Below are 12678 nucleotides of genomic sequence, written 5' to 3' on the forward strand. Positions count from 1 at the left end.
GTTGAAAAGGCCTGCGCGCCTTCAGTGGGCGGCGAGCGGGATGGCCAGCGGCGCGGCTTCGGGGGCCGCCGGCAGGGCGCGCACGCGGGTCAGGCGCAGGGCGTTGAGCACCACGGTCAGCGAGCTGACCGACATGCCGATGGCCGCCCAGGCGGGGGTGATCCAGCCGAGGGCGGCGAAGGGCAGCATCAGGCCATTGTACAACCCCGCCCAGACCAGGTTCTCGACGATCACCCGACGGGTGCGGCGGGCCAGGACGAAGGCCTGCACCAGGCTGTCCAGGCGGTTGGACAGCAGCACCGCGTCGGCGCTGGTCTTGGCCAGGTCGGTGGCGCTGCCCATGGCCACGCTGATGTCGGCGGCGGCCAGCACCGGCACGTCGTTGACGCCGTCGCCGAGCATCAGCACGTGGCGGCCTTCGCCGTGCAGCTGTCTGAGGATCGCCAGTTTGTCGTCCGGGCGCAGGCCGCCGTGGACTTCGTCGATGCCCAGTTCGGCGGCCACGCTCTGCACCATCGGCGAGCTGTCGCCGGACAGCAGCAGGGTGCGCCAGCCGCGCTCGCGGCAGGCCTGCAGCAGGGCCGGGGCGTCGTCGCGCAGGCGGTCGTCGAGCACCAGCCAGGCCAGCGGGCCGCGCGCGTCGCCCAGCAGCAGCCACTGGCCGTGCTCATTGGGCATGGCCGGTGCGGGCTGGCCGCTCAGGGCGCAGACGAAGGCGGTCTGGCCGATGCGCAGGCGCTGGCCGTCGACCACGCCTTCCAGGCCCAGGCCGGGGTGGCTTTCCACCGCCTCGGCGGGTTGCGGGGCGCGGCCGAAGGCGCGGGCGATGGGGTGTTCGGAGCGGTTCTCCAGGGCCGCGGCCAGGGCCAGGCAGCGTTCGCCATCGAGTTCGCCCAGCGGCTGCACGGCGCGCAGGGTCAGGCGGCCTTCGGTGAGGGTGCCGGTCTTGTCGAAGATCACCGTGTCGATGCGCTTCAGGCCTTCCAGCACGTGGCCGCGGGTGAGCAGCAGGCCGAGCTTGTGCAGGCTGCCGGTGGCCGCGGTGAGGGCGGTGGGCGTGGCCAGGGAGAGGGCGCAGGGGCAGGTGGCGACCAGCATCGACAGGACCACCCAGAAGGCCCGCGAGGCGTCGTGCTGCCACCAGAACAGGCCGACCACCGCGGCCAGCGCCAGCAGCACCAGCAGGAACCATTGCGCGGCGCTGTCGGCGAGCTGCGCCAGGCGCGGCTTGTCGGCCTGGGCGCGCTCCAGCAGGCGGACGATGGCCGACAGCCGGCTGTCGTCGCCCAGGGCCTGCACCTGCAGGGTCAGCGGGCCTTCGACGTTGAGGGTGCCGCCGGTGACGCTGTCGCCGGCCTGGCGCGGTTGCGGCAGGTATTCGCCGGTGAGCAGGGATTCGTCGACGCTGGACTGCCCGGCGAGGATCAGGCCGTCGGCCGGCAGCACCGCGCCCGGCGGCACCAGCACGCGGTCGCCGATGCGCAGTTCGCTGAGCAGGATGCGCTGGCTGTTGCCGGCTTCGTCCAGGCGCAGGCAGGAGGCCGGCAGCAGGTTGACCAGCTGCGCGGTGGCCGCCGCCGTGCGCTCGCGGGCGCGGCGCTCCAGGTAGCGGCCGGCGAGCAGGAACAGGGCGAACATGCCCACCGCGTCGAAGTACAGGTCGCCCTTGCCGGTGATGGCGGTCCAGATGCCGGCCAGGTAGGCGCCGCCGATGGCCAGGGACACCGAGACGTCCATGGTCAGGTGGCGCGTGCGCAAGTCGCGCAGGGCGCCGCGGAAGAACGGCTGGCAGGAGTAGAAGACGATCGGCGTGGTGAGGAACATCGCTACCCAGCGCAGGATTTCGTGCATCTCGGCGCTGAGGTCGATGTTGAATTCCGGCCAGGTGGCCATGGTCGCCATCATCGCCTGGAACCACAGCATGCCGGCCACGCCCAGCTGGCGCAGGGAACGGCGGTTCTCTTCGGCGAGCTGCTCGGCGGCCTTGTCCGGCCGGTAGGGGTGGGCGGCGTAGCCGATTTTGCGCAGCTCGGCGAGCAGGCCGCTGAGCGGCAGCTGGCCGTCGGCCCAGCGCACGTGCAGGCGGTGGTTGGACAGGTTGAGCCCGGCCTCGGCCACCGCCGGCAACCGCCGCAGATGTTTTTCGATCAGCCAGCCGCAGGCGGCGCAGCTGATGCCTTCGAGGATCAGGGTGGTCTCGGCCAGTTCGCCCTGGTGCTGGACGAAGGGCTGCTGCACGTCGGGGCGGTCGAGCAGGGCCAGTTCGTCGCCGAGTTGCGCGGGCAGCGCCTCGGGGTTGGCGGCCGATTCGGTGCGGTGCCGGTAATAGCCTTCCAGGCCGCCGGCGACTATGGCCTCGGCCACGGCCTGGCAGCCGGGGCAGCAGAATTCGCGGGTCTCGCCGAGGACCCGGGCGGTGAAGCGGCTGCCGGGCGGAACCGGCAGCGCGCAGTGGTAGCAGGGCAGGGGGGCGCTCATGGGCGCTGGACTTCATCCCCCTTGAGGGGTTCGTCGCCGAGAAGGATCTCGCCGTCGGCGATGAGCTTCTCTTCTTCGAACAGGCGCCAGGCCTTGCCATCCTGTTCGCCGAGCAGTTCGACGAAGCGGCGGCCTTCGACGGCGCTGTCCAGGCGGCCGGTGTAGCGGCCCGGTTCGTTGGCCGGCAGCAGGGCGACGTGGCGGTCCTGGGATTCCAGGGTGGGGGAGATCAGGTTGAGGGTCAGCTGCGCCGGCTGGCTGTCGCCCTTCAGGCGTACCTCGACCTCGCCGGTGAGCTTGTCCAGGCGCACCTGGGCCTGCATGTGCAGTTGCTGGGCCAGGTGTTCGCGGTCCAGCGAGCGGTTGATGCCCTTGCCGGCCTCGTAGTAGTTGTCGTTGACCAGGGTGTCCTGGTTCTCCACGGCGATGCGCACCATCGTCAGGCTGAGGAACACCGAGGTGGCGAGCATGCCGATGATGATCCAGGGCCAGAGGTGCTTGTACCAGGGTTGTTGGGCGGGCGCCGACTGCATGGGTTTTCTCTCTCGTGGTCCGCGGGGCGGAAGCGGCCTGCCCGAGGGGTGGGCGGCGCGCCTGGGTGGGGCGGATTCTACGTGCTCCGCGTGCCGCTGGCATCCCGCCGCGGGGGCGGGATGCGTTGCGGTTCAGCCGGGGTTCAGCGTACCACCGGGCCGATGAAGCGGCTGTCGGCTTCCTTGCTGATGGACGGCTCGTCCACCGACTGGATAGTGAAGGTGATCTTGTTGGTGCTGGACGGCAGCTTGTCCGGGTCCACCGCCAGTTCCACCGGCATGGCGAGGATGTCGCCGGCGGCCACCTGCACTTCCTTGCGGCCTTCCAGGGTCAGGCCTTCCAGGCCCTTGGCGCCGAGCACGTAGGTGTGGTCGCGCTGGTCCTTGTTCATGATCTTCAGGCTGTAGACGTTCTCGATGCGGCCTTCGGCGTTCTCGCGGTAGAGCACGCGGTCCTTGCTGACGTCGAAGCCCACCAGCGGGCGGATCACGATGGCGGTGGCCAGCAGGCTCATCATCACGCACAGGGCGATGGCATAGCCGATCAGGCGCGGGCGCACCAGGTGCGTCTTCTGCCCGGACAGGTTGTGCTCGGTGGTGTAGCTGATCAGCCCGCGCGGGTAGCCCATCTTGTCCATGATGCTGTCGCAGGCGTCGATGCACGCGGCGCAGCCGATGCACTCGATCTGCAGGCCGTCGCGGATGTCGATGCCGGTGGGGCAGACCTGTACGCACATGGTGCAGTCGATGCAGTCGCCCAGGCCCTGGGCCTTGTAGTCCAGGGTCTTCTTGCGCGGGCCGCGCTTCTCGCCGCGGCGCGGGTCGTAGGAGACGATCAGGGTGTCCTTGTCGAACATCACGCTCTGGAAGCGCGCGTAGGGGCACATGTAGATGCACACCTGCTCGCGCAGCCAGCCGGCGTTGCCGTAGGTGGCCAGGGTGAAGAAGCCGACCCAGAAGTAGGCCCAGCCGTCGGCTTCGCCGGTGACCAGGTCCATCAGCAGTTCGCGGATGGGGGCGAAGTAGCCGACGAAGGTCAGGCCGGTGACCAGGCCGATCAGCAGCCACAGCGTGTGCTTGGCGGCCTTGCGCAGCAGCTTGTTGCCGCTCATCGGCGCCTTGTCCAGCTTCATGCGCTGGTTGCGGTCGCCTTCGGTGACCTTCTCGCACCACATGTAGATCCAGGTCCACACGCTCTGCGGGCAGGTGTAGCCGCACCAGACGCGGCCGGCGAACACCGTGATGAAGAACAGCCCGAAGGCGCTGATGATCAGCAACCCGGAGAGGAGGATGAAGTCCTGCGGCCAGAAGGTGGCGCCGAAGATGTAGAACTTGCGCTCGGGCAGGTCCCACCACACCGCCTGCCGACCGTTCCAGGTCAGCCACACGGTGCCGAAGTAGAGAAGGAACAGGAAGGCGCCGCCGACACGGCGCAGGTTGCGGAAGAACCCGGTGAAGGCCCGGGTGTAGATCTTCTCGCGGGAGGCATATAAGTCGACGTTCTCCCCACCCTTCTTCGCGGGCGGTGTGACGTCTTGCACGGGAATCTGTTTGCTCATCAGTGCGTACCACGGCAGTGGGAGGGCGCCCTGTCGATACGTGCCGAAAGGGTCAGGATATGGCTGCACGCCTAAACATGATACGACTTGGCCCGGTGTGCAACGGTGCGACCGTTGGTCGCGTCAGAATATTCGGAAGATTTTTCGTTCCCCGAAATAGAGCGGCGCCGGTAGGAACCGGCGCCGCTGGGTGTTGCGAGGGGAGGGCGGAAGCGCTTATTCGCTCTTCTGCGCATCACCCTGGGACAGGCTGTACACGTAGGCGGCCAGCAGGTGCACCTGGTCGGCGCCCAGGCGTTCCAGCTGGGCCGGCATCTGGCCCTGGCGGCCGTAGCGGATGGTCTGCTGCAGCTGGGAGAAGCTCGAGCCGTAGATGAAGGCGGCCGGGTGCGTCAGGTTCGGCGCGCCCATGGCGGCGGTGCCCTTGCCTTCCGGACCGTGGCAGGCGACGCAGGTGGTGGCGAAGATCTTGCCGCCGTTGGCCACCTGCTCGTCGGTCACGCCTTCGGGCAGCTTGCGGCCGTCCAGCTTGCTGGTGACGAAAGCGGCCACGTCGTGCACGCCCTGGTCGCCCAGGACTTCGCCCCAGGCCGGCATGGCGGCGTGGCGGCCACCCTTGATGGTGGTCTCGATGTCCGCGGTGGCACCGCCCCAGCGCCAGTCCTGGTCGGTCAGGTTGGGGAAGCCGTAGGCGCCCTTGGCGTCGGAGCCGTGGCACACCGAGCAGTTGGAGGCGAACAGGCGGCCGCCCATCTTCAGCGCCAGCGGGTCCTTGGCCACATCTTCGATGGGCATGGCGGCGAATTTGGCGAAGATCGGGCCGTACTTCTCGTCGGCCTTGGCCATTTCCTTCTCCCACTGGTGCACGCCGGTCCAGCCCGGCTGGCCATTGGCGAAGGGCTTGCCGTCGCTGACTTCCTGGTAGCCCGGCAGCAGGCCCTTCCAGTTGCCCAGGCCCGGGTACAGGACCAGGTAGCCGAGGGCGAAGACGAAGGTGGCGACGAACAGCATGAACCACCACTTCGGCAGCGGGTTGTCGTACTCCTCGATGCCGTCGAAGGCGTGCCCGACGGTCTCGTCGGTGGCTTCGCTGCGCTGGCCGCGGCGGGTGGCGAACAGCAGCCAGGCCAGGGCGAAGATGGTGCCCAGGGTAAGTACGGTGACGTACAGACTCCAGAAGGTTGTCATTCTTTGTTGCTCCTAGAAGCTTGTTCTTTCTCGACGTGCTTCATGGCTGCCGGGTCGTCCGCGAAGGGCAGCAGGGCGTCGTCGTCGAAGCGCTGCTTGCGCTTGCCGCTGTAGGCCCAGAGCAGTACGCCGATGAAGGCGACCATCACTACGACGGTGCCGAGGCCGCGAATCGTCCCGATATCCATCTGCTGTCACCGTTTGCTCTTGATGATGGTGCCCAGGCTCTGCAGGTAGGCCACCAGGGCGTCCATCTCGGTCTTGCCTTTCACGGCATCGCGAGCACCGGCGATGTCTTCGTCGGTGTAGGGCACGCCGAGGGTGCGCATGGCCTTGAGCTTGCCTTCGATGTCCTTGCCGTCGAGCTTGTTCTCGACCAGCCAGGGGTAGGCCGGCATCTTCGACTCGGGCACCACGTTGCGCGGGTTGTACAGGTGCGCGCGGTGCCAGTCGTCGGAGTAGCGGCCGCCGACGCGGGCCAGGTCCGGACCGGTACGCTTGGAGCCCCACAGGAAGGGGTGGTCCCAGACGCTTTCGCCGGCCACGGAGTAGTGGCCGTAGCGCTCGGTCTCGGCGCGGAACGGGCGGATCATCTGCGAGTGGCAGCCGACGCAGCCTTCGCGGATGTAGATGTCACGGCCTTCGAGCTCCAGCGCGGTGCGCGGCTTCATGCCTTCCACCGGCTTGTTGGTCACGTCCTGGAAGAACAGCGGGACGATCTGCGTCAGGCCGCCGATGCTCACGGCGATGACCATGAAGAAGGCCAGCAGGCCGATGTTCTTCTCGACTGCTTCGTGCTTCATCAATGAGCTCCTACAGCGGGAATGCGGGCAGCGGCATCGACTTCAGCAGCGTTGTAGCCACGCACGGTACGGAAGGTGTTGTAGGCCATCAGCAGCATGCCGAAGGCGAAGAAGAAGCCGCCCAGCGCGCGGACCATGAAGCCCGGGTGGCTGGCCTGCAGCGCTTCGACGAAGGAGTAGGTGAGGGTGCCGTCGGTGTTCACCGCGCGCCACATCAGGCCCTGGGTGATGCCGTTGACCCACATCGAGGCGATGTAGAGCACGGTGCCGATGGTGGCGAGCCAGAAGTGCGCGTTGATCAGGCCGGTGCTGTGCATCTGCTCGCGGCCGAACACTTTCGGGATCATGTGGTACAGCGAGCCGATGGAGATCATCGCTACCCAGCCCAGCGCCCCGGCGTGCACGTGGCCGATGGTCCAGTCGGTGTAGTGGGACAGCGAGTTCACCGTTTTGATGGCCATCATCGGGCCTTCGAAGGTGGACATGCCGTAGAAGGCCAGGGACACCACCAGGAAGCGCAGGATGGGGTCGGTGCGCAGCTTATGCCAGGCGCCGGAGAGGGTCATCATGCCGTTGATCATGCCGCCCCAGCTCGGGGCCAGGAGGATCAGCGACATCACCATGCCCAGGGACTGCGCCCAGTCGGGCAGGGCGGTGTAGTGCAGGTGGTGCGGGCCGGCCCAGATGTACAGGGTGATCAGCGCCCAGAAGTGGACGATGGACAGGCGGTAGGAGTAGACCGGGCGCTCGGCCTGCTTGGGCACGAAGTAGTACATCATGCCGAGGAAGCCGGTGGTCAGGAAGAAGCCCACGGCGTTGTGGCCGTACCACCACTGGACCATGGCGTCGGTGGCGCCGGAGTAGATGGAGTAGGACTTGAACCAGCCGACCGGGATCTCCAGGTTGTTGACGATGTGCAGCATCGCGGTCACCAGGATGAAGCCGCCGTAGAACCAGTTGCCCACATAGATGTGTTTGGTCTGGCGCTTGACGATGGTGCCGAAGAACACCACGGCATAGGTGACCCAGACGATGGCGATCAGGATGTCGACCGGCCATTCCAGCTCGGCGTACTCCTTGGAGGAGGTGTAGCCCAGCGGCAGGGTGATGGCGGCCAGTACGATCACCGCCTGCCAGCCCCAGAAGGTGAAGGCGGCCAGGCTATCGGAGATCAGACGGGTCTGACAGGTGCGTTGCACCACGTAGTAGGACGTTGCGAACAGAGCACAGCCGCCGAAGGCGAAGATCACCAGGTTGGTGTGCAACGGGCGAAGTCGCCCGAAACTGGTCCACGGCAAGCCGAGGTTCAGCTCGGGCCATACCAACTGTGAGGCGATGAAAACACCCATCCCCATTCCTAGTATTCCCCAGACCACCGTCATGATGGCGAACTGGCGGATTACCTTATAGTTATAAGCAGTCGGACTGATTGCTGTGCTCATTCTAAGGTTCCACGGTTTTTTTGCTATTTAGGGACAAAAAACGGCGGCAAGTATGTAGAAAGCCACTAGGCAATGCAACGCGCCGGAATAAGCCCCGGAGCCGCTGCGCATGCTGCTTTGAAGGCATTTCTGCCAATGTTTTTCTGGCTTTCTATCGGCGTGGAAACCCTGATAAGCGTAGGGATTCCCCCAATTACTGCCGACTCACGGATGGAATGAGCTTAGTCTTGATCTAGAGCAGTGTGAAGGAATGGCGCGCGCGAGGTGCGACACTTGGTCGCGTAACTGCGCGGAAGTTGCTCGCGCCCGGGCGGGCGCGAGCGGAGGGTGGATCAGTTGGCGTTTTCCGGGCGGGAAATGTTGTAGATGTACGCGGCCAGGACGTGGACCTTGTCCTTGCCCAGGTAGGCTTCCTGTGCCGGCATCTGGCCCTGGCGGCCATGGCGGATGGTCTGCTGCAGCTGGGCGAAGCCCGAGCCGTAGATGAACGCACCCGGATGGGTCAGGTCCGGCGCGCCCAGGGCGGCGGTGCCCTTGCCTTCCGGGCCGTGGCAGGCGACGCAGGTGGTGGCGAAGAGTTTCTCGCCATTGGCCACCTGGGCGTCGGTCACGCCTTCGGGCAGCTTGCGGCCGTCCAGCTTGGTGGTGACGAACGCGGCCACGTCATGCACGCCCTGGTCGCCCAGCACCTCGCCCCAGGCCGGCATCACCGCGTGGCGGCCGCCGAGGATGGTGGTCTGGATGGTTTGCGCGTCGCCGCCCCAGCGCCAGTCCTGGTCGGTCAGGTTGGGGAAGCCCATGGCGCCCTTGGCGTCGGAGCCGTGGCAGATCGAGCAGTAGGTGGCGAACAGGCGTTCGCCGGTCTTCATGGCCTGTGGGTCCTTGGCCACGTCTTCGACGGACATGGCCGAGTACTTGGCGAAGATCGGCGCGTATTTCTCGTCGGCCAGGGCCTGCTCGCGTTCCAGCTGCTTGACCTGGGTCCAGCCGTCGGTGTAGCCCGGCAGCACGCCTTTCCAGTTGCCCAGGCCCGGGTACAGGGCCAGGTAGCCGACGGCGAAGACGATGGTGCCCACGAACAGCAGGAACCACCAGCGCGGCAGCGGGTTGTCGTATTCCTCGATACCGTCGAAGGAGTGCCCCATGGTCTGGTCGGTGGCGCCCTTGGTTTCGCCGCTGCGGGTGGCGAAGACCAGCCATAGCAGGGCGATCAGCGATCCGACGGTCAGTACGGTGATGTACAGACTCCAGAAGGTAGTCATGCTTTGTTGCTCCCAGAAGCTTGTTCATGCTCGGCGTGGCGCAGAGCCTGCGGATCGTCGGCGAAGGGCAGCAGGGCGTCGGCGTCGAAGCGCTGCTTGCGCTTGCCGCTGTAGGCCCAGAGGGTGACGCCGATGAAGGCGAGCATCACCACGACGGTGCCGAGGCCGCGGATGGTTCCGATGTCCATGGCCATCACCGCTTGTTCTTGATCGCTGTGCCCAGGCCTTGCAGGTAGGCCACCACGGCGTCCATCTCGGTCTTGCCCTGAACGCTCTCGCGGGCGCCGGCGATGTCCTCGTCGGTGTAGGGCACGCCGAGGGTGCGCATGGCCTTGAGCTTGCCTTCGATGTCCTTGCCGTCGAGCTTGTTCTCGACCAGCCAGGGGTAGGCCGGCATCTTCGACTCCGGCACCACGTTGCGCGGGTTGTACAGGTGCGCGCGGTGCCAGTCGTCGGAGTAGCGGCCGCCGACGCGGGCCAGGTCCGGACCGGTACGCTTGGAGCCCCACAGGAAGGGGTGGTCCCAGACGCTTTCGCCGGCCACGGAGTAGTGGCCGTAGCGCTCGGTCTCGGCGCGGAACGGGCGGATCATCTGCGAGTGGCAGCCGACGCAGCCCTCGCGGATGTAGATATCGCGGCCTTCCAGTTGCAGGGCGGTGTAGGGCTTCATGCCTTCCACCGGGGTGTTGGTCACGTCCTGGAAGAACAGCGGGACGATCTGCGTCAGGCCGCCGATGCTCACGGCCACGGCCATGCACAGGGCCAGCAGGCCGACGTTCTTCTCGAGTACTTCGTGTTTCATCAGTGGGCTCCTACGACGGCGGGAATCCGGGCGGCCGCTTCAGCTTCCTCGGCTTTGGAGGAGGCGATGGTGCGCCAGGTGTTGTAGGCCATGATCAGCATGCCGCTGAGGAACACGGCGCCGCCGATCATGCGCACGACGAAGCCGGGGTGGCCGGCGGCGAGCGCTTCGACGAAGGAGTAGGTGAGGGTGCCGTCGGCGTTGACTGCACGCCACATCAGGCCCTGGGTGATGCCGTTGACCCACATCGAGGCGATGTAGAGCACGGTGCCGATGGTGGCGAGCCAGAAGTGCGCGTTGATCAGGCCCACGCTGTGCATCTGCTCGCGGCCGAACACTTTCGGGATCATGTGGTACAGCGAGCCGATGGAGACCATGGCGACCCAGCCCAGCGCGCCGGCATGCACGTGGCCGATGGTCCAGTCGGTGTAGTGGGAGAGGGCGTTGACGGTCTTGATGGCCATCATCGGGCCTTCGAAGGTGGACATGCCGTAGAAGGCCAGGGAGACCACCAGGAAGCGCAGGATCGGGTCGCTGCGCAGCTTATGCCAGGCCCCGGAGAGGGTCATCATGCCGTTGATCATGCCGCCCCAGGAGGGCGCCAGGAGGATCAGCGACATCACCATGCCCAGGGACTGCGCCCAGTCGGGCAGGGCGGTGTAGTGCAGGTGGTGCGGGCCGGCCCAGATGTACACCGCGATCAGCGCCCAGAAGTGCACGATCGACAGGCGATAGGAGTACACCGGACGCTCGGCCTGCTTGGGCACGAAGTAGTACATCATCCCCAGGAAGCCGGCGGTGAGGAAGAAGCCCACGGCGTTGTGGCCGTACCACCACTGCACCATGGCGTCGGTGGCGCCGGAGTAGATGGAGTACGACTTCATGAAGCCGACCGGCAGCTCCAGGTTGTTGACCACGTGCAGCAGCGCCACGGTCAGGATGAAGCCGCCGAAGAACCAGTTGCCCACGTAGATGTGCTTGGTCTTGCGCTTCACCAGGGTGCCGAAGAACACCACGGCGTAGGCGACCCACACGATGGTGATGAGGATGTCGATCGGCCATTCCAGCTCGGCGTACTCCTTGGAGGAGGTGTAGCCCAGCGGCAGGCTGATGGCGGCCAGCAGGATCACCAGCTGCCAGCCCCAGAAGGTGAAGGAGGCCAGGGTGTCGGAGAACAGGCGTACCTGGCAGGTACGCTGCACCGCGTAGTAGCTGGTGGCGAACAGGGCGCAGCCACCGAAGGCGAAGATCACGGCGTTGGTGTGCAGTGGGCGCAGGCGCCCGAAGCTCGTCCACGGCAAGCCGAGGTTGAGTTCCGGCCACACCAGCTGGGCGGCGATGACGACGCCGACCAGCATGCCGACGATTCCCCAGATCACCGTCATCACGGCGAACTGGCGGACCACCTTGTAGTTATAAGCGGTCTGATTGGTTGTGCTCATGGTATATGGGCTTCCATCCACGGTTATGGGCTAGCCCATCCCGGCGGGTTCCTTACGGCGAACGCCGCCCCTCCCCCAGGGACAGGTACTAATTACGCAACTAGCGGAGCGAAGAATGGATAAACCCCGGAAACCGAATATTGATTTTGATCAATCGCCCTCGGCGCCCGGCCCGGCGGGGGAGTGTGGCGCTTTGTCGCTGCTGTGGAACCGGCCGGCCGGTGCGTTGTCGGCAACCCTCGTCCTGGCCCATGGCGCCGGTGCGCCCATGGACAGCCCGTTCATGGACGAAATGGCATGGCGCCTGGCCGCCCGGGGCGTGGCGGTAGCGCGCTTCGAGTTCCCCTACATGGCCGCCCGCCGCGAGGACGGCCGCAAGCGCCCGCCGAACCCGCAGAAGCAACTGCTGGAGTGCTGGCGCCAGGTGTTCGAGCAGGTGCGCGGGCAGGCGCAGGGCCCGCTGGCCATCGGCGGCAAGTCCATGGGCGGGCGCATGGCCAGCCTGCTGGCCGACGAACTGGGCGCCGACGCCCTGGTGTGCCTGGGCTACCCCTTCTACGCCGCGGGCAAGCCGGAGAAACCGCGGGTGGCGCACCTGGCCGAACTGCGCACGCCGACGTTGATCGTCCAGGGTGAGCGCGATGCGCTGGGCGACCGGGCGCATGTGGCGGAGTACGTGCTGTCGCCGGCGATCCGTGTCGAGTGGCTGGCGGCGGCGGACCATGACCTGAAGCCGTTGAAGGCGTCAGGGCTGACTCATGAGCAGCACCTGGAGAGTGCGGCGGGGATGGTGGCGGGGTTTTTGGAGGGGCTTTCGTAGGAGCGAGCTTGCTCGCGAACAAGGGCGTCGCCAGGTTCGGCTTCGGAGTGGCGTGGGAGTCCGCAACCCTCTCCCCAGCCCTCTCCCTGAAGGGAGAGGGGGCCGTCCGTGCCGATGGTGGGATATGGATTCAGCCGGAGCCCCCGGCTGACTCCAACCTCGTCAAACGCGCCGACCAGTCCCCTCTCCCTTCAGGGAGAGGGTTAGGGAGAGGGAGCGGAGTCAATCCAGACACCGAAACCGCCGGGAGCGTAGGGCGAATAACCGTTCGCGGTTATCCGCCGCCTGACCTCGGTATCCGCGCGCTGTGGACCCCGAACCCGAAGCCCCCGTTACGAACGAACACCAA

General features: G+C 66.5%; 12 protein-coding genes. 1 reads left to right on the top strand and 11 read right to left on the bottom strand.

Annotated elements, in window-relative coordinates; translation table 11 throughout:
* Positions 1-21 precede the first annotated feature (21 nt).
* From PM1_RS12805 to ccoN (PM1_RS12855), 11 genes are all read right to left on the bottom strand, one after another.
* Positions 22-2478, bottom strand: coding sequence for a heavy metal translocating P-type ATPase (locus PM1_RS12805; RefSeq protein WP_009622826.1), 2457 nt, complete (start codon positions 2476-2478; stop codon positions 22-24).
* Complete coding sequence (locus tag PM1_RS12810) at positions 2475-3011, bottom strand: FixH family protein (RefSeq protein WP_009622825.1); 537 nt, start codon at positions 3009-3011, stop codon at positions 2475-2477. The genes PM1_RS12805 and PM1_RS12810 overlap by 4 nt, the downstream gene beginning before the upstream one ends.
* Before the next feature lie 143 nt (positions 3012-3154).
* Positions 3155-4570 carry a cytochrome c oxidase accessory protein CcoG gene (ccoG, locus tag PM1_RS12815; protein WP_009622824.1) on the bottom strand — a complete coding sequence of 472 codons (1416 nt, stop codon included), beginning with the start codon at positions 4568-4570 and terminating at the stop codon, positions 3155-3157.
* Positions 4571-4786: 216 nt separating this feature from the next.
* The gene (gene ccoP / locus PM1_RS12820; protein WP_009622823.1) at positions 4787-5758 is read right to left on the bottom strand and encodes a cytochrome-c oxidase, cbb3-type subunit III; all 972 of its coding nucleotides are present in this window, start codon (positions 5756-5758) and stop codon (positions 4787-4789) included.
* Positions 5755-5946, bottom strand: a complete 192-nt coding sequence (locus PM1_RS12825; RefSeq protein ID WP_009622822.1) for a CcoQ/FixQ family Cbb3-type cytochrome c oxidase assembly chaperone — start codon at positions 5944-5946, stop codon at positions 5755-5757. The genes ccoP (PM1_RS12820) and PM1_RS12825 overlap by 4 nt, the downstream gene beginning before the upstream one ends.
* A gap of 6 nt (positions 5947-5952) precedes the next feature.
* The gene (gene ccoO / locus PM1_RS12830; RefSeq protein WP_009622821.1) at positions 5953-6561 is read right to left on the bottom strand and encodes a cytochrome-c oxidase, cbb3-type subunit II; all 609 of its coding nucleotides are present in this window, start codon (positions 6559-6561) and stop codon (positions 5953-5955) included.
* A complete protein-coding gene (ccoN, locus tag PM1_RS12835) occupies positions 6561-8003 on the bottom strand; it encodes a cytochrome-c oxidase, cbb3-type subunit I (protein WP_009622820.1) in 1443 nt (480 codons plus the stop codon). The genes ccoO (PM1_RS12830) and ccoN (PM1_RS12835) overlap by 1 nt, the downstream gene beginning before the upstream one ends.
* Before the next feature lie 332 nt (positions 8004-8335).
* Positions 8336-9265: a cytochrome-c oxidase, cbb3-type subunit III gene (gene ccoP / locus PM1_RS12840; protein ID WP_009622818.1), complete on the bottom strand. Its 930-nt coding sequence runs from the start codon at positions 9263-9265 to the stop codon at positions 8336-8338.
* Complete coding sequence (locus PM1_RS12845; protein ID WP_024128706.1) at positions 9262-9453, bottom strand: CcoQ/FixQ family Cbb3-type cytochrome c oxidase assembly chaperone; 192 nt, start codon at positions 9451-9453, stop codon at positions 9262-9264. Before PM1_RS12845 ends, ccoP (PM1_RS12840) begins: the two co-directional genes overlap by 4 nt.
* A 5-nt stretch (positions 9454-9458) precedes the next feature.
* Positions 9459-10067: a cytochrome-c oxidase, cbb3-type subunit II gene (gene ccoO / locus PM1_RS12850; protein WP_009622815.1), complete on the bottom strand. Its 609-nt coding sequence runs from the start codon at positions 10065-10067 to the stop codon at positions 9459-9461.
* On the bottom strand, positions 10067-11509 hold the full coding sequence (gene ccoN / locus PM1_RS12855) for a cytochrome-c oxidase, cbb3-type subunit I (RefSeq protein ID WP_009622814.1): 1443 nt from the start codon (positions 11507-11509) through the stop codon (positions 10067-10069). Before ccoN (PM1_RS12855) ends, ccoO (PM1_RS12850) begins: the two co-directional genes overlap by 1 nt.
* A gap of 115 nt (positions 11510-11624) precedes the next feature.
* Between ccoN (PM1_RS12855) and PM1_RS12860 the strand changes: the two genes are divergently transcribed.
* The gene (locus tag PM1_RS12860) at positions 11625-12329 is read left to right on the top strand and encodes an alpha/beta family hydrolase (RefSeq protein WP_009622813.1); all 705 of its coding nucleotides are present in this window, start codon (positions 11625-11627) and stop codon (positions 12327-12329) included.
* The last annotated feature ends 349 nt before the right edge of the window (positions 12330-12678 follow it).

It is taken from the genome of Pseudomonas sp. M1 (genome assembly GCF_022760135.1).
GTDB classification, from domain to species: Bacteria; Pseudomonadota; Gammaproteobacteria; order Pseudomonadales; family Pseudomonadaceae; genus Pseudomonas; species Pseudomonas citronellolis.